Annotated in this window: 18 protein-coding genes; 15 read left to right on the top strand and 3 right to left on the bottom strand. The window is 68.4% G+C overall.

The features are described from left to right. Positions 1-62: 62 nt before the first annotated feature. The 5 genes from EII34_RS03950 to EII34_RS03935 all read left to right on the top strand — a co-directional run bounded on the left by EII34_RS03950 (position 63) and on the right by EII34_RS03935 (position 2,326). Positions 63-260 carry an antitoxin VbhA family protein gene (locus EII34_RS03950; RefSeq protein ID WP_124843151.1) on the top strand — a complete coding sequence of 66 codons (198 nt, stop codon included), beginning with the start codon at positions 63-65 and terminating at the stop codon, positions 258-260. After that, positions 253-630, top strand: a complete 378-nt coding sequence (locus EII34_RS16455) for a Fic/DOC family protein (protein WP_260425044.1) — start codon at positions 253-255, stop codon at positions 628-630. The genes EII34_RS03950 and EII34_RS16455 overlap by 8 nt, the downstream gene beginning before the upstream one ends. Beyond that, complete coding sequence (locus tag EII34_RS16450; RefSeq protein WP_260425043.1) at positions 608-1,030, top strand: Fic family protein; 423 nt, start codon at positions 608-610, stop codon at positions 1,028-1,030. Before EII34_RS16455 ends, EII34_RS16450 begins: the two co-directional genes overlap by 23 nt. Before the next feature lie 61 nt (positions 1,031-1,091). Next, a complete protein-coding gene (locus EII34_RS03940) occupies positions 1,092-1,808 on the top strand; it encodes a copper homeostasis protein CutC (RefSeq protein WP_124843149.1) in 717 nt (238 codons plus the stop codon). Beyond that, positions 1,805-2,326, top strand: coding sequence for an NUDIX hydrolase (locus EII34_RS03935; RefSeq protein WP_185711163.1), 522 nt, complete (start codon positions 1,805-1,807; stop codon positions 2,324-2,326). Before EII34_RS03940 ends, EII34_RS03935 begins: the two co-directional genes overlap by 4 nt. Here EII34_RS03935 and EII34_RS03930 read toward each other — a convergent pair. Further along, the gene (locus EII34_RS03930; RefSeq protein ID WP_124843145.1) at positions 2,310-3,008 is read right to left on the bottom strand and encodes a hypothetical protein; all 699 of its coding nucleotides are present in this window, start codon (positions 3,006-3,008) and stop codon (positions 2,310-2,312) included. The two genes, EII34_RS03935 and EII34_RS03930, sit on opposite strands and share 17 nt — an antisense overlap. Positions 3,009-3,165: 157 nt before the next feature. Here EII34_RS03930 and nagB point away from each other — a divergent pair, with 157 nt between their 5' ends. The 6 genes from nagB to EII34_RS03900 all read left to right on the top strand — a co-directional run bounded on the left by nagB (position 3,166) and on the right by EII34_RS03900 (position 10,901). Continuing rightward, positions 3,166-3,954 carry a glucosamine-6-phosphate deaminase gene (nagB, locus tag EII34_RS03925; RefSeq protein ID WP_124843143.1) on the top strand — a complete coding sequence of 263 codons (789 nt, stop codon included), beginning with the start codon at positions 3,166-3,168 and terminating at the stop codon, positions 3,952-3,954. Between the two features lie 80 nt (positions 3,955-4,034). Continuing rightward, positions 4,035-4,418: a cold-shock protein gene (locus tag EII34_RS03920; protein ID WP_124843141.1), complete on the top strand. Its 384-nt coding sequence runs from the start codon at positions 4,035-4,037 to the stop codon at positions 4,416-4,418. 2 nt (positions 4,419-4,420) lie between these two features. Then, the gene (locus EII34_RS03915; RefSeq protein WP_124843139.1) at positions 4,421-5,188 is read left to right on the top strand and encodes a DUF3027 domain-containing protein; all 768 of its coding nucleotides are present in this window, start codon (positions 4,421-4,423) and stop codon (positions 5,186-5,188) included. A gap of 62 nt (positions 5,189-5,250) precedes the next feature. Further along, entirely contained in the window at positions 5,251-6,789 is a 1,539-nt protein-coding gene (locus tag EII34_RS03910) for an NCS2 family permease (protein WP_124843137.1), read from the top strand. A gap of 128 nt (positions 6,790-6,917) precedes the next feature. Then, a complete protein-coding gene (locus tag EII34_RS03905; protein ID WP_124843135.1) occupies positions 6,918-7,403 on the top strand; it encodes an aromatic ring-opening dioxygenase LigA in 486 nt (161 codons plus the stop codon). 96 nt (positions 7,404-7,499) lie between these two features. Continuing rightward, positions 7,500-10,901 carry a pyruvate carboxylase gene (locus tag EII34_RS03900; RefSeq protein ID WP_124843133.1) on the top strand — a complete coding sequence of 1,134 codons (3,402 nt, stop codon included), beginning with the start codon at positions 7,500-7,502 and terminating at the stop codon, positions 10,899-10,901. 3 nt (positions 10,902-10,904) lie between these two features. Here EII34_RS03900 and EII34_RS03895 read toward each other — a convergent pair whose 3' ends face one another. Beyond that, positions 10,905-11,495, bottom strand: coding sequence for a hypothetical protein (locus tag EII34_RS03895; protein ID WP_124843131.1), 591 nt, complete (start codon positions 11,493-11,495; stop codon positions 10,905-10,907). A gap of 45 nt (positions 11,496-11,540) precedes the next feature. Here EII34_RS03895 and EII34_RS03890 point away from each other — a divergent pair, with 45 nt between their 5' ends. Then, positions 11,541-12,500 carry an NHL repeat-containing protein gene (locus EII34_RS03890; RefSeq protein ID WP_124843129.1) on the top strand — a complete coding sequence of 320 codons (960 nt, stop codon included), beginning with the start codon at positions 11,541-11,543 and terminating at the stop codon, positions 12,498-12,500. 52 nt (positions 12,501-12,552) lie between these two features. On the opposite strand, the gene serC is transcribed toward EII34_RS03890, so the two are convergent. Next, a complete protein-coding gene (gene serC, locus EII34_RS03885; RefSeq protein WP_124843127.1) occupies positions 12,553-13,647 on the bottom strand; it encodes a phosphoserine transaminase in 1,095 nt (364 codons plus the stop codon). Positions 13,648-13,715: 68 nt separating this feature from the next. Here serC and EII34_RS03880 point away from each other — a divergent pair, with 68 nt between their 5' ends. The 3 genes from EII34_RS03880 (at position 13,716) to trxA (ending at position 16,063) form a co-directional block, all read left to right on the top strand. Further along, positions 13,716-14,834 (top strand): N-acetylglucosamine-6-phosphate deacetylase, encoded by a 1,119-nt coding sequence (locus EII34_RS03880; RefSeq protein WP_124843125.1) that lies wholly within the window; start codon positions 13,716-13,718, stop codon positions 14,832-14,834. A gap of 88 nt (positions 14,835-14,922) precedes the next feature. Next, positions 14,923-15,618: a metal-dependent transcriptional regulator gene (locus EII34_RS03875; RefSeq protein WP_124843123.1), complete on the top strand. Its 696-nt coding sequence runs from the start codon at positions 14,923-14,925 to the stop codon at positions 15,616-15,618. An 88-nt stretch (positions 15,619-15,706) separates the two neighbouring features. Next, a complete protein-coding gene (gene trxA / locus EII34_RS03870; RefSeq protein WP_124843121.1) occupies positions 15,707-16,063 on the top strand; it encodes a thioredoxin in 357 nt (118 codons plus the stop codon). Position 16,064: the final 1 nt, after the last annotated feature.

The following is a 16,064-nucleotide window of genomic DNA, read 5'->3' as shown; positions in this document are numbered from 1 at the left end:
GCCCCGAACTCCTGTCCCTGCACTCTCTAGAATGGACGTGGTACCGAGCAGGAGGAGCACCTGTGGCCACCGAATCAGCGACCACCACCACGACCGAAGCCGAGCGCGAGCGGTACGTGGCCGAGGCAATCCACAGCAATGAGATGGAAGGGCTGTCAGTGAGCCAGGCCTGTCGTGAGGATGCCCAGGAGTACATCGCTGGCCGCATCGACTCCGACGAGCTGGTGGCCCGTGCCCGGGCGCGCTACGGCCTTGACTGAGTTCGTCGACCCGTATCTCGACCCTGAGACGGGACTGCTGAGGAACAAGGTCGGCGCACGTACACAGCAGGCTCTCGACCTGATGGAGGGCGATCTTTCGTTCACTCGCCTGGTGCAACTCATGGAACACCCGGTGCCGCCGACCAGCGATCTCAACGAGTTGCGCGCGATCCACCGTCACCTGTTCCAGGACGTCTACGACTGGGCTGGTGAGCTGCGCACGGTCGACATCCGAAAGAACGTCGAGGGAGCCCAGTTCTTCCTTCCCGTGTCGATGATCGGACGCGCATCCGTGTACTGTGCGGAAGAGCTGCGCGCTGATGGCGAGCTGCGGGGTATGACGGGGTATGAACAGAGAGCAGTTCATTGAGCGTCTTGCTCATCACTACGATCAGTTCAACTACGTGCACCCGTTCCGTGAGGGGAACGGTAGAGCACAACGAGTGTTCTGGAACCGTGTCGCCCGTGACGCCGGGTGGCAACTCGACTGGCGTACCGTGCACGGCGCGACCAACGATCAGGCGAGCCGAGCGGCAGCCGAGCAGCAGGACTTCGGGCCGCTGTGTCAGATGTTCGATCAGATCGTCAGCTCGGCGGCTTCGCCGGAGGAACGAGACGCTGCGTGGCGTGCCGCAGAACGTGCCCGGTTGTCGTTCCCCACACGTGCTGCTGAAGCGGTACAAGGTGCCAAGAGCAGCCCCTCGAGTGCATCTCAGGCGCGCACCGGCATCAACAGACCGAGACAAGGGAGCCGTGGGATTGGAACATGACAGTGTGCGATGCGATCTCACCGGGTCAGCTCGGAACGGTCGTGTGAGGCAGACTTGTCCCATGAGCCTGTTGGAAGTGATTGCGCTCCATGCCGACGACGCGCGTCGGGCCGAGGAGGGCGGGGCCGACCGCGTCGAGTTGCTCGGCACCATGGACCACGACGGTCTGTCGCCCGAGCCGCGCATGGTTGCCAAGGCCAGGCGGGCCACCTCCATCCAGATCCGTCCCATGGTGCGCCTTCGGGAAGGTTTCCGCACCGACGGAGGGGAACTCACCCGCATGAAGGGGCTGATCTCCGCCTACCTGGGGGAGGGAGCCGACGGGGTGGTGTTCGGTTTCCTCAACGGTCACGCCGGGGTGGATCTGGAGGTCTGTGGCGAGCTGCTGGAGACGGGGGAGTGGCCCTGGACCTTCCACCGTGCCATCGACCACTGCCTCCAGACCGATGACGCCTGGGCCGATCTGCTGGCGATGCCCCGGCTCGACCAGGTGCTCACGGCTGGTTCGGTGCGCGGTGTCGAGCACGGCCTGGACGACCTGCTCCGGCGTGCCGGTGCCAATCCCCGGATCGCCGCCCTCACCATGGCCGGAGGAGGACTGCAACCCGAGCACGTGCCGTGGCTGGTGCGTTCCGGGGTGAGGGCCTTCCACATCGGCAGCCCGGCCAGGCCCGGCGGCAGTTACAAGGCGTGGGTGGACTCGGACCTGGTGCGGACCTGGCGTGATCTCATCGACGAACAGGTGGCCCACGAACGGGAGCGCACAGCGTGCCAGTGAGACCGATCAAGTTCCGGCACGGTGTGCGGGTACTGCTCCTGGCCGGGACGGAGGTGCTGCTCATCAACGACTCCGACCCCGGCGTCCCGACCTCCAGTTGGTGGGTGGTGCCGGGCGGCGGCATCGACGACGGCGAGCCCGCCCTGGAGGCCGCCTGCCGTGAGGTCGCCGAGGAGACCGGCTTCGAGCTCACCTCGTCACAGCTCGTGGGTCCGGTCGGTGGTGGCGTCGCCGTGCACGGCTACTCGGACCGGATCCGGGTCCAGCAGGACGTGTTCTACCGGGCGGTGGTGCCTCGCTTCGTCCCTGATCTCAGCGGCTGGACCCCGTGGGAGCGGCAACGCATGAAAGGTGCGGCCTGGCACCGGTTGGACCACCTCCCGGATGCCCTGTGGCCGAACCGACTGCCGGAGCTGGTGGCAGCGATACCCGGGTGCCCGACGGACCTCGGGACCCGGGAGGAATCGACGGTGCCACTCACCGATGCCGAGTGGCAGAGGGTCAGGGGCGACGGTTGAACGCCCACACCAGGCAGGTGATCCCGAAGCAGGCCCCCACCCAGCGCACCAGATCGGCTGCGATCGTCGCCGCACCGACGAAACTGGCGATCCAGGTCAGCAGGGCGATCCCGAAGGCCGCCCAGGCGAACTGCCGACCCTCACGGGAGGTGCGCAGCAGCATCACCCCGGCGGTGGCGAACAGGTAGGGCGCGGCGACCGGCACCAGCATCGTCAGCAGGAATGCGCACCCCGCGATCGTGATGAGTCCTCGCTGCGCATGGAGCCGCTCCGGAGTCAGTTGAGCCGGTGCGCCGTAGGGGCCGTAGGGGTGGGCCGGGGCTGCCATGAGCTCGCTGGGATCGGGGGGCATGAGGGCTGGCTGCCCCGGTGCCGAGAGGGAGGTGGTGATCTGGAACGGCGCCCGTGGATCCCGGTGGCCACCGAGGTCAGGGGTGGCGGTGAGCAGAGCGGAACGCACCTCGAAGGGCCGCCCCGGGTCGCGGGTCACGGACACCGGGACCCCGAGCTCGGCCAATGCGGGGGCGGGGGGCATCGGGGCGAAGCCGCTGGGTGGGGCGATCGCCCCGGCGGTGACGGCCGGTGTCGGCTCGGCCCGGGGCAACGGATCGGCCAGGGGCTCGGCGAAACCGTCTGGTCGTGTCAGCGGCGCGTACGCCGCACCGTCGGTCCAGGAAGCCATGGGACCTACAGTATCGCGCGCTGCGCGCACCCCGGTTGAGCATTTGTCCGTCGAACCTCCTGCTGGGGATGCTGCACAGTTTCCGGCTGCGTAGTGTTCATTTTGCGTCCCACATGAACAATTCTGTGGGTGGAACCCGTTCCCCAGGAGGCCAACGATGGAAGTTGTCATCTGTTCCGACGAGCGTCAGGTCGGCGAGATCGCGGCGGATCGGGTGATCGACTGGCTCTTCGGCCTCCCCACCCCGGTGCTCGGGCTCGCGACGGGCAGCTCACCGATCGCCCTGTACGAGGAGCTGGCGCGCCGCGCGGTCCTGGGGGACATCGACTTCTCCCACGCCATCGGGTTCGCCCTCGACGAGTACGTCGGCATCGATCCCGAGCACGAGCTGAGCTACAAGCAGACCATCCGACGCACCGTCGTCGAACCACTGCGCATGAACCCCGCCCGGGTGCACGTTCCCGACGGCAGCGCTGAGGACCTCGCAGCGGCCGCTGCCGAGTACGACCGGGCCATCAAGGACGCCGGTGGTGTCGACGTCCAGGTGCTCGGCATCGGCAGCAACGGGCACATCGGTTTCAACGAACCCACCTCCTCCTTCGCCTCCCGCACCCGGGTCAAGACCCTCACCCAGCGCACCCGCGACGACAATGCGCGTTTCTTCGCCGAGGGTGAGCAGGTTCCGACCCACTGTGTCACCCAGGGCCTCGGCACCATCATGGAGGCCAAGCACCTGGTGATGGTCGTCACAGGCGAGCACAAGGCCGATGCGGTCGAGGCGATGGTCGAGGGTCCGGTCTCGGCGATGTGCCCCGCATCCATCCTCCAGTTCCACCCGAGTGCCCTCGTGGTGCTGGACGAGGCAGCGGCCTCGAAGCTCCACTACGCGGACTACTTCCGACACATCGCGGCGAGCAAGCCGGACGTCGCCGAGCAGGGGCGCTGAGCCGAACCTCGGCCCCGTTGGTCCTGGTCGGCGGGCACGCTAGACTGGCCTGCCATCAACCAACCAGAAAGACCAGTGCCATGCCCACGGGAAAGGTCCGTTTCTTCGACGCCGACAAGGGCTTCGGTTTCATCTCCAAGGACGGCGGCGGCGACGTCTACGTCCGCGCCGGTGTGCTGCCCGACGGTGTGACCACCCTTCGGGCAGGACAGAAGGTCGAGTTCGGTGTGATGGAGGGGCGTCGTGGTGAGCAGGCCCTGTCCCTCAGACTCATCGATCCACCTGCGTCACTGTCCAAGGCCACCCGCAAGAAGCCGGAGGCCATGGCGGTGATCGTCGAGGACCTCATCAAGATGCTGGACTCGCTCGGCAACGGCTACCGGCGTGGCCGCCATCCCGATGACAAGCACGGGGCCAAGGTCGCGGCGGTGCTGCGACGTGTGGCCGACGAGCTGGAGCTGTGACCATGGCCGGGGTGAAGCTGGACTCCGTGACGGCCGCCGCGGTGGACCTGGCCCGAGCGGCCGCAGTCGAGACCGGCGGTGCGCACTCGGTCGGGGACCACATCAAGGTGGTGGCCGAGGACGAGCGAGTCGTCACGCATTTCTTCGCCTGTCTGCTGCCCGGCTATCGGGACTGGCGCTGGGCGGTCACCCTGGTCAGGGCCTCGCGTGCCAGGGTCGCCACCATCAACGAGGTGGTGCTGCTGCCGGGTGAGGATGCCCTGCTGGCCCCCGCCTGGGTGCCGTGGGAGGAGCGGATCCAGGCCGGGGACATCAGCCCCGGCATGCTCATGGCCACCCCGGACAACGACCCCAGGCTGGAGCCCGGCTTCGCCGCCACGGATCTCCCGGCCGACGCCGACCCGGCAGAGTGGTCCCAGCTCCGCACCACCGTCGCGGAACTGGGACTGGGCCGGGAACGGGTGCTGTCCCGGGCGGGGCGGGACGCCGCGGCCGAGCGCTGGCTGGCCGGTGCCCCGGGATCAGAGGACGACGGCAGCCGTCACGCCCCGGCCGGTTGTTCCTCCTGCGGTTACTTCGTGCCGCTCAGAGGATCGCTGGGCACCCTGTTCGGCGCGTGCGCCAACGAGTACTCACCCTCCGATGCCCGGGTGGTCAGCCTCGACCACGGGTGTGGTGGCCACTCCGACGTCGTCGCGGGCGAGCGGGCCCGGGAACTGCCCGCACCGGTCTTCGACACCATCGGCATCGACCAGCAGCTGTTCGACTGAGTCCTGGCCGAAGGTGGGCAGGACTGGGCCCGTGGGCAGGGTCTAGAATCCCGCTCGTGGTCATGAAATCCCCGAAAGCTGCGCGCCGCGACGACGGTGCTGACACCCCGAACAACGCGTCCTGGCTCGAGCGGCACTTCGGTGTCGCTCGACGTGGTTCCACCATCGCACGCGAGGTGCGCGGTGGTCTGGTGACGTTCTTCGCGATGGCCTACATCATCGCGCTCAACCCCCTGATCATCGGTACCGCCGCCGACCGTGACGGCATGCTGATCTCCGGCGCCCCGAAGTTCCTGGACGCGGCGATGACCCAGGAGAACGGCGCCGCGATCGCCGCCTCCATCGGCATGGTCGCGGCGGCGACGGCGCTCATCGCAGGGCTGATGACCATCCTCATGGGGGTGGTCGGACGATTCCCGATCGGCATCGCGACGGGGCTCGGACTCAATGCGCTCGTCGCCTTCGCCCTCGCCCCGCAGATGACCTGGCCCCAGGCGATGGGCCTGGTGGTCTGGGAGGGCATCATCATCGCCGTGTTGGTGCTGACCGGATTCCGCACCGCCGTGTTCAAGGCCGTGCCGAAGACCCTGCGCACCGCGATCTCGGTGGGCATCGGCCTGTTCATCGCCTTCGTCGGGCTCATCAACGCCGGGGTGGTGCGCAAGCCACTCGGTGCCCCGCCCGTCGAGCTGGGCATCGGGGGGTCCCTGTCGTCGTGGCCGATCCTCGTGTTCATCATCGGATTCTTCCTGCTGGTCGCGCTGCACGTGCTGAAGGTCAAGGGCGCGATGCTCATCTCCATCATCGCGGCCACGGTGCTGGCCGTCGTCATCGAGGCCATCGGCCATCTCGGCCCGCACATCGGCACCGAGAACCCCACCGGGTGGGCGCTCAACGTGCCGGCCCTGTCCAATTTCTCGCTGCCGGACCTCGGACTGCTGTTCCGGGTGGACATGGTCGGGGGCTTCTTCGTGGACGGGAAGTTCTCCTTCCCGACCTTCCTGGCGCTCATGGTGCTGGTGTTCTCGCTCCTGCTCGCGGACTTCTTCGACACGATGGGCACCGTCGTGGCCGTCGGCAGTGAGGGCAGGCTGCTGGACGAGCAGGGCATGCCGGAGAACGTCACCGGGATCCTGCTGGTGGACTCCTTCGGAGCCGTGGCCGGAGGGCTCGGGTCGGTGTCGTCGAACACCTGTTACATCGAGTCGACGGCGGGTGTCGGTGAGGGGGCCCGGACCGGACTCGCCTCCGTCGTGACGGGGCTGGCCTTCCTGGCCTCGGTGCTCATCGCCCCGTTGGTCAACATCGTTCCCTCGGAGGCGGCCGCCCCGGTGCTGGTCTTCGTGGGCTTCCTGATGATCGCCCAGGTGGTGGACGTGGACTGGACCGATCCGGAGGTCGGCATTCCTGCCTTCCTGACCATCATCTTGATGCCGTTCTCCTACTCCATCACCGTCGGCATCGGGATCGGCTTCCTCGCCCACGTGTTCATCAAGGTCATCCGAGGACATGCGCGGCAGGTCCACACCCTGATGTACGTCGTGGCGGGGCTGTTCATCATCTACTTCCTGCAGGGACCGTTGCTGGCCCTGATCGGGTGAGTTCTCGCGGCTGCCGTGTCGGCCGAATGGCCATGGGGGTTGCGTCAGCCCGTGATGTGCGGGACTGTTGTGGGGCAAGTACTTGAAAAATCATCCATTTCGTTCCGCCGTCGAAAGCAGGCACAGTCATGAAGTCACCGAAGATCATCGGGTTGCTCGTCCTCATCGCAGGGGTCGTCATGGTCCTCTCCGGAGCCCTGACCTGGGGGCTCACGTCCTCCCAGCTGGCCTCCGAGAGGATCACCGTGGCCCCGGATGCAGACAGCTTCGCCGGGGCCGAGGTCAAGGGGCCGTTCACCGCGTTCGCCCAGTCCGAGGCGGTCAAGAAGCACATCATGGACGCCTCCGGGGGGCGCACCTATGCGGAGCTCGGGACTGAGGTCCGCAAGGCCACGGAGGCGGGGGACACCGCCAAGGCCGAGGAGCTCCAGAAGACCCGCACGATGGTCGAGACCGGGAACTTCGTGCGTTCCTCGCTGCTCACGTCGGTGATGGCCTTCGGGGTCTCCGCCCTGGTGATGGGGGTCGGGCTGCTGTTCGCCTTGGTCGGGTGGGCGCTGACCCGGGTCAAGCTCCCTGCTGTCGCGGTCGAGGAGAGCGCCGCGAAGGCCTGATCTTCGCTGCAAACGTGCGGAGCGTTGCGGTTGGGAGCGTTCTCAGCCGCAACGCTCCGCACGTTTGCAGCGGCGGGCATGCCCTAGTCTTGGTCCATGTTTGAGAAGGTCCTTGTCGCCAACCGAGGTGAGATCGCCGTCCGTGCCTTTCGCGCCGCCTACGAGCTCGGTCACCGCACCGTCGCGGTGTTCCCCTACGAGGACCGCAACGCCGATCACCGGGTGAAGGCCCACGAGGCCTACCTCATCGGTGAGGAAGGGCATCCGGTCCGGGCCTACCTCGACATCGACGAGATCATCCGGGTGGCCCGGGAGTCCGGTGCGGACGCCATCTACCCCGGTTACGGATTCCTCTCCGAAAACCCCGACCTGGCGGCGGCCTGCGAGGCCAACGGCATCACCTTCGTCGGTCCCTCCGCCGAGGTGCTGGAGATGGCCGGGAACAAGGTGCGTGCCCTGGAGCAGGCCAAGCGGGCCGGAGTGCCCATCCTCCAGTCCACCCCGCCCTCCACCGACGTCGATGAGTTGACCCGCGGGGCGGAGCAGATCGGTTTCCCCGTGTTCATCAAGGCGGTCGCCGGTGGCGGTGGGCGCGGGATGCGCCGCGTCGACGACCCCGCACGGTTCCGCGAGGAGCTGGGATCAGCGATGCGTGAGGCCGAGGGGGCCTTCGGTGACCCGACGGTGTTCATCGAGCAGGCCGTCGCGGCACCCCGCCACATCGAGGTGCAGATCCTGGCCGACACCCAGGGGGACATCGTGCACCTGTTCGAGCGGGACTGCTCCATCCAACGCCGCCACCAGAAGGTGGTGGAGATCGCACCGGCACCACACATCTCCGACGAGCTGCGGGAGGCGCTGACCACCGATGCGGTGAAGTTCGCCCGGGCCATCAACTACACCTGTGCCGGCACCGTCGAGTTCCTGGTGGAGACCAGTGGGCCAAGAGCCGGGTCCCACGTCTTCATCGAGATGAACCCCCGCATCCAGGTGGAGCACACCGTCACCGAGGAGATCACCGACGTCGATCTGGTCCAGGCGCAGCTCAGGATCGCGGCGGGGGAGTCACTGGCCCAGATCGGCATCCGGCAGGAGGACCTGCGCATCCGCGGCGCCGCGCTGCAGTGCCGCATCACCACCGAGGACCCGGCCAACTCCTTCCGCCCCGACACCGGGGTGATCCAGGCCTACCGTTCCGCCAACGGGGCCGGCATCCGGCTCGACGGCGGCACCACCGGCACCGGGGTGGAGATCAGTCCCCACTTCGACTCCCTGCTGGTGAAACTGACCGCCCGGGGCCGCACCCTCGCCGACGCCACCGCCCGGGCACGTCGCGCACTCGCCGAGTTCCGGGTCCGGGGGATCGCCACCAACATCGCCTTCCTGCGTGCGGTGCTGGACGACCCGGACTTCGCCCGGGGTGGGGTGACCACCTCCTTCATCGATGAGCGACCCTATCTGCTCAGCGCCCGGACCCCGGCTGACCGGGGAACCCGGCTGGCCCGCTACCTGGCCGATGTCACCGTGAACCAGCCGAACGGGGTGGCCCCGACGAAGATGGAGGCCGCCACGAAGTTACCGAGGCTCAGCCTGGCCGACGAACCGCCCGCAGGATCACGTCAGAGGCTGTTGGAGCTCGGGCCCGTCGAGTTCGCCAGGGCCCTGAGACAGCAGCGGGCCGTCGGCGTCACCGACACCACCTTCCGTGACGCCCACCAGTCGCTGCTCGCCACCCGGGTCCGCACCCGCGACCTGCTGGCCGTGGCCCCGTACCAGGCACGGATGCTGCCGGGGCTGTTCTCGGTGGAGTGCTGGGGAGGCGCCACCTACGACGTCGCACTGCGGTTCCTCGGCGAGGACCCGTGGGAACGGCTCGCGAAACTCCGCGAGGCGATGCCCAACCTCAACCTGCAGATGCTGCTGCGCGGACGCAACACCGTCGGCTACACCCCGTACCCGACGGCGGTGACCCGGGCCTTCGTCGCCGAGGCGGCCTCGACCGGTATCGACATCTTCCGGATCTTCGACGCCCTCAACGACATCGAGCAGATGCGCCCGGCCATCGATGCGGTGGTCGAGGAGACCGGGTCCGTGGCGGAGGTGGCGCTGTGCTACACCGCAAACCTGCTCGACCCTGCGGAGCAGACCTACGGCCTGGACTACTACCTCCGGCTCGCGGACCAGATCGCATCGGCCGGGGCCCACATCCTGGCCATCAAGGACATGGCCGGGCTGCTGCGTCCCGCAGCCGCGAGTCGACTCGTGACCGCGCTCAGGGAGCGTTTCGACCTGCCGGTCCACCTGCACACCCACGACACCACCGGTGGCCAGCTGGCCACCCTCATGGCCGCCATCGAGGCGGGGGCGGACGCGGTGGACGTCGCGAACTCGGCGATGGCCTCCACCACCTCCCAGCCCCCGATGTCGGCGTTGCTCATGGCGCTGGAGGGCAGCGACCGCGCCCCCGAGCTGGACCCGCAGGGGGTGCTGGAGCTGGAGCCGTACTGGGAGGCCGTGCGCAAGGTCTACCAGCCGTTCGAGTCGGGGCTGCCGGCACCCACCGGGCGGGTCTACAGCCACGAGATCCCGGGCGGTCAGCTCTCCAACCTGCGCCAGCAGGCCATCGCGCTGGGGCTCGGGGACAAGTTCGAGGCCATCGAGGAGATGTACGCCGCGGCCGACAAGATCCTGGGGCGTCCGACCAAGGTCACGCCGTCGTCGAAGGTGGTGGGGGATCTGGCCCTGCACCTCGTGGCGGTGGGGGCCGACCCGGCGGAGTTCGCCGCCGATCCCAGGCGTTTCGACATCCCGGACTCGGTGATCGGGTTCCTCAACGGGGAACTCGGGACCCCGGCCGGGGGCTGGCCGGAGCCGTTCCGGACCCAGGCGCTGGAGGGGCGTCGTCAACCTCCGCGCGTCACCGATGTGGCCCCGGAGGACCTGGAGGCCCTCCAGAGTCCCGGTGTGACGCGGCAGCAGACGCTCAACCGGCTGCTCTTCCCCGGGCCGACGAAGGAGTTCCAGCAGAAGCGTGAGGACTTCGGTGATGTCTCGGTGCTGCCCACCATCCCCTACCTGTACGGCATGGAGCCCGGCCAGGAGTACCCGGTCACCCTGGAGAAAGGGGTCACGCTGCTGCTGGCCCTGGAGGCCATCGGTGCTGCTGACAAGCGCGCCAAGCGCACCGTGATGACCCTGCTCAACGGCCAGCTGCGCCCCGTGCGCGTGCAGGACCAGTCGCTGACCTCGGAGGTCGCCTCCGCCGAGAAGGCGGACCCGAACCTTCCCGGCCATGTCGCGGCCCCGTTCGCGGGGGCGGTGACCCCGACGGTGGCGGTCGGCGACGAGGTGGCGGCAGGGGAGCAGGTGGCCACCATCGAGGCGATGAAGATGGAGGCGGCCATCAACGCCCCCGTCGCGGGTGTGGTCAGCCGCGTCGTGCTGCCGGGCACCACCCAGCTCGACGGCGGGGACCTGGTGCTGGTGATCGACGCCTGAGCCTCAGACGTCGATCACGACGACGTCCGCGTCGCCCTCCAGCCCGGACAGGAAGTCCAGCAAGGGGACGACCAGCGTGCGGGTCCTCTCCTGGAGTGTGTCCTGGTCGATGCCGGTCAGGGCCGTGCGGGTGGCGACGGCGTGGGCGTGGTGGCTGTAGCCGGTGTGCATGCCCGGCTCGTTGCCGAGGGGGATGCCGAGGCTGCGTTCCCCCAGCCGCCGGATCGAGTGGGTGGACGGCAGGCCGCGCCGGGCGAGGTCGAACTCGATGTTGTCCAGTGACTCGTGGGTGATGGTGGTGTGGGTGCAGGAGAGCTCCTCCAGCCACGCCTGCAGCAGCTGCCAGCTCTGCGGCAGCCGGTCGGGGGCGACGAACTGCCCGGCGAGCAGGGCATCGACATCGCTGCTCAGCGGTCTGGTGGGGTCCACCTCGAGGGCAGGTTCCCGTTTGAACAGTCCCCATCGTCGTTTCGCGGTTGGCGCTGGGAAACGCGCGGCAGCCACTCTTCGGAGCTGCTCCGCCCTCTCGGGCGGGGCCCCGAAGATGTCGCGGACATCGTCGATGGCGATTCCGTAGAGCTGCATTGCTCGCATGGGTCAAGCCTACATTCGCGGCCCCGCGTTATGCTGACATCCACCATGAGTAGTTTTCGACGCGTCGCCGCCCTGGCCCTGGCGGGCCTGGTCGTCTCGTTGGCCGGGACCCCGGCAGCGGCCGATGACCTGGAACTGCCGGATGCCGGTGCCGCCGTCACCGGTGTGGCCTGGGACGACGACGCCAAGCACCTGTTCGCGGTCTCCGAGGCCCATGGGGCGAGCATCCTCGTCACCGACGACAAGGGTGAGAAGGTGGGCAACCTCGACTTCGGGGCGCAGCCGGAATCGGTCCAGGCGCTGGCCCTCCACAAGGGACATCTCTACGTCGGCGACATCGGGGGGAACCGCAAGGAGATCGTGGTGCACCGGGTCAAGGCCGCAGTCGGGGAGCAGAAGCACCGCAGCTACGAGTTCGCCTACCCCGATGGTTCACACGAGGCGCAGGCACTGCTCGTCTCGGGCAAGGGGCGCATCTACGTCATCACCTCCGGGGAGAACGCCGGCATCTACCACTCCGAACTGGAGTTGTCCAAGGACTCGGTGAACAAGCTGACCCGCGCCACCGATGCCCCGGCCGGGGTGACCGACGCGGTCTTCCTCGCCGATGGTTCAACCGTGGTGCTGCGCAGCGCGAAGGGGCTGGAGGTGATGGACGCCTACTCGTGGGACACCACGGCCACCGCCACCTACGTCGGGGCGCCGGAGGGGGAGTCCGTCACGGCCAGGGGCGATGACCTGCTCGTCGGGTCACAGGTGCTGCGTCAGGAGCAGGTGCCGAGTGGCGACGTCGAGCGCGTGATCGGGGCCGAGAGTCCACCGCCGTCAGAGGAGACCACCCCGGAACCGACTCCCCAGGAGACCACACCTGCCGAGGAGGCCCCCGTCGTCGAGGAGCCGGAGCCCAAGAAGTCCCCGATCTTCGGCGGCACCAAGCTTGCCCTGGGGGCCGCCGCCGTCCTGGCCCTCGGTTGTGGTGTGCTGGTGCTGCTCCGCAAGGAGTGAGGACTGGGCACCGGTTCCGGGAACCGTGTGTTCCCCCACCCGGATCCGACCTTCAGAGACGCTCCACCACGTGGTCGATGCACGCGGTCAGGGCCTTCACGTCCTCCGGGTCCACGGAGACGTAGCAGCCGATGCGCAGCTGGTTGCGCCCGAGCGCCCGGTACGGGTCGACGTCCACGATCCCGTTGGCCCGCAGCGTCGCGATGACCCGCGTGGCGTCGATCTCGTCCGCCAGGTCGACGGTGGCCACGACGGGGGAACGGTGCGCAGGCTCGGCGACGAACGGCGTGGCCCAGTCCCGCTGCCCGGCCCAGGCATGGACGTGGTCGGTCGACCGGCGGCACCTCGCCTCCGCCGCGGCCAGCCCACCCAGCTCGATGAGCCAGTTGATCTGGTCCTCCAGCAGCAGCAACGTGGCCAGCGCCGGGGTGTTGAGGGTCTGCTGCTTGCGGGAGTTCGCCGCGGCGACATCGAGGTTGAGCATCTCCGGTGTCCACCGGTCGCCCCTGGTCAGTCGCCCGGCGCGTTCCAGTGCTGCAGGCGAGACCAGCGCGATGAACAGCCCACCGTCGGAGGAGAAGTTCTTCTGCGGGGCGAAGTAGTAGACATCCGTCTCGGTGATCTCCACGTCCATGCCCCCGGCGGCGGAGGTGCCGTCGACGAGCACCAGCCCCTCACCGATCCTCCTCACCGAGGCGGCGGCCCCCGTCGAGGTCTCGTTGTGGGCCCAGGCCACCACGTCGGCGTCACCGGGGGTCGGCAGCACGACGGTGCCGGGTGCGCTCTCCGTCACCAGCGGGGGTTCCAGGAAGGGTGCCTTCCCCGCCGCGGTCGCGAACTTGCGGGTGAACTCCCCGAAGACGGCATGCGAGGAGCGTCGCTCGATGAGGGAGGCCACCGCCATGTCCCAGAACAGCGAGGCCCCGCCGTTGCCGAGCACCACCTCGTGACCGTCCGGCAGCCGGTACAGCTCCGCCAGTCCCTCCTGCACCGCACCGACGAGCTGCTTGACCGGGGCCTGTCGGTGCGAGGTGCCGAGCAGGTCGCTGCGCATCGACAGGTACTCCAGGGCCTCGGCGCGCACCTTGGCAGGGCCGGAACCGAACCGGCCGTCAGCGGGCAGCAACTCTTGCGGGATCACGATCACGTGAGCATTCTTCCATCCCGGGTGCAGGCTGCTCGCCCGTGTCCGAGCCCTGGTGGTTGGATGTCCCCATGACGCAGTTGCAGGTGGGGCGGGCAGTGACACCGAGCGGGATCGTGGACGATGCCGTGATCGAGATGGAGGGCGGCCGGATCACCGCCATCACGGAGGGCGGGCAGGAGAGGACGGGCTGGGCCGTGCCCGGTTTCGTCGACACCCACTGCCACGGGGCCGTCGGGGTGAGTTTCGGGGTACCGGATCGTGAGGCCAACCTCCGTGCCATCGCGTACCACCGCTCCCAGGGCAGCACCACCTTGTTCGCCTCCACCGTCACCGAACCCATCGAGAGGCTGGAGGAGCAGTGTGCGGTGCTCCGGGAACTGGTGGAGGCCGGGGAACTCGACGGCATCCATCTGGAGGGCCCCTTCCTGGCGGAGGCCCGGAAGGGGGCCCACGACGCGGCCCTGCTGCGGGACCCGGAACCGGAGCTGGTGGAGCGGCTCATCGCGGCCGGTGGTCCGGCACTCAGGATGATCACCCTCGCCGTCGAGCGGACCCACGGTGAGGCCGCCACCCGTCGTCTCACCGAGGCCGGGGTCAAGGTGGCCTTCGGGCACTCCGACGCCGACGAGGCGACGACGGCGGAATCGATCGGTTGGGGGGCCTGCATCGCCACGCACCTGTTCTCGGCGATGCGCTCCATCCACCACCGTGAACCCGGACCGGTCCCGGTGCTGCTGTCCGATGAACGGGTGATGAGCGAGCTCATCTGCGACGGCATCCACCACCGCCCGATCATCGCCCGCATGGCCATCGATGCCGCCACGCCACAGCGGATCTGTCTGGTCACCGACGCGATGAGCGCCACCGGGCAGGGCAATGGTCGCTACCTGTTGGGAGAGCTCGAGGTGGAGGTCGAGGACGGCACCGCACGGCTGGTCACCGCCGACGGCTCCCCCGGCGCGATCGCCGGCTCCACCCTGACCATGGCCAAGGCCTTCGAGTTCGTCGTCGGTGAGGTCGGCTGCTCCATCGAGGAGGCGGCCCTTATGGCGGCGACCACCCCTGCGCGGTGGCACGGCCTGACCGAGGTGGGCACCCTCGAGGTGGGCAAACTGGCCGATGTCTGTGTCGTCGACGACACGGGTCGGTTGCAGCAGGTGTGGCGCAGGGGAGTGCGGGTCGCGTGAGCCCCCTTGACACGCTGCGACGAGCTGTCCCCAAAACGCTCCTCGGGCTGAAGGAGCGCACTACGATTGACCCGGAGGAGGAATCCGCATGAGCGAGCTGATCGACACCACAGAGATGTACCTGAGGACCATCTACGAGCTGATCGAGGAGGGGGTGCCACCGCTGCGCGCCCGCATCGCCGAGCGTCTCCACCAGTCCGGACCGACCGTTTCCCAGACCGTGGCGCGGATGGAGCGTGACGAGCTGCTCATGGTCTCACCCGACCGGATCATCAAACTGACCCCGAAGGGGGCGAAGCTGGCGCGGGACGTCATGCGCAAGCACCGGCTCGCCGAGTGCCTCCTCACCGAGGTGATCGGCCTGGAGTGGGACAAGGTGCACGAGGAGGCCTGCCGCTGGGAGCACGTCATCTCGGAGGACGTGGAACAGCGGTTGGTCCAGATCCTCGGTGAGCCCACGTCGTCGCCCTACGGCAACCCGATCCCGGGGCTCACCGACCTCGGGGCCAAGCGGGACGGCGAACCGTTCCGCGACGGCGTGGTCCCGTTGTCCCAGGTGGTGCCGAACCGGGGTGAGGTGACGGCCACCCTGCAGCGGATGAGTGAGAACCTCCAGGCCGATCCGGAGATCCTCTCCGCCATCGCGGCGCTCGGGCTGCGGCCCGGCATGGAGTTCACGGTGCGACGTGCTGGGGTGGATCTGCGGCTCGTCGTGGGCAAGGAGGCCGTGACCCTCGACGAGGCGGTGGGAGAGTTGCTGTTCGTCACGACGCCCGGGGACTGAATCCGGAGATACCCCCGGGGGAATATCTCCGGGATGGTTGACGTTGGTGACGGTGAAAGCATTTCAGCCGACGACCAAGGAGAACGCTGTGTCCACGATCGATCTCTCAAAGGAAACCTTCGCCTCGACCATCGACGACAACGACATCGTCCTGGTGGACTTCTGGGCCGCCTGGTGCGGGCCCTGCCGTCGGTTCTCCCCGATCTTCGACGAGGCCTCGGAGCGCCACGAGGGCGTCGTCTTCGCCAAGGTGGACACCGAGGCGGAGCAGGATCTGGCCTACGGGCTGCAGATCCAGTCCATCCCCACCCTGATGGCCTTCCGCTCCGGGGTGCTGGTGTTCCGCCAGGCGGGACTGCTCAACGGCTCGCAGCTGGATGACCTCGTCGCCCAGGTGAAGGCTCTCGACCCGGAGGAAGTCAAGGCGGCCTCCAAGGAGTCCTGAT

The sequence above is a fragment of the Arachnia propionica genome (assembly GCF_003859805.1).
Lineage (GTDB): Bacteria > Actinomycetota > Actinomycetes > Propionibacteriales > Propionibacteriaceae > Arachnia > Arachnia propionica_C.
The sequence above is the reverse complement of the archived record's forward strand: the minus strand, read 5'-3'. Positions and strand labels throughout refer to the sequence as shown.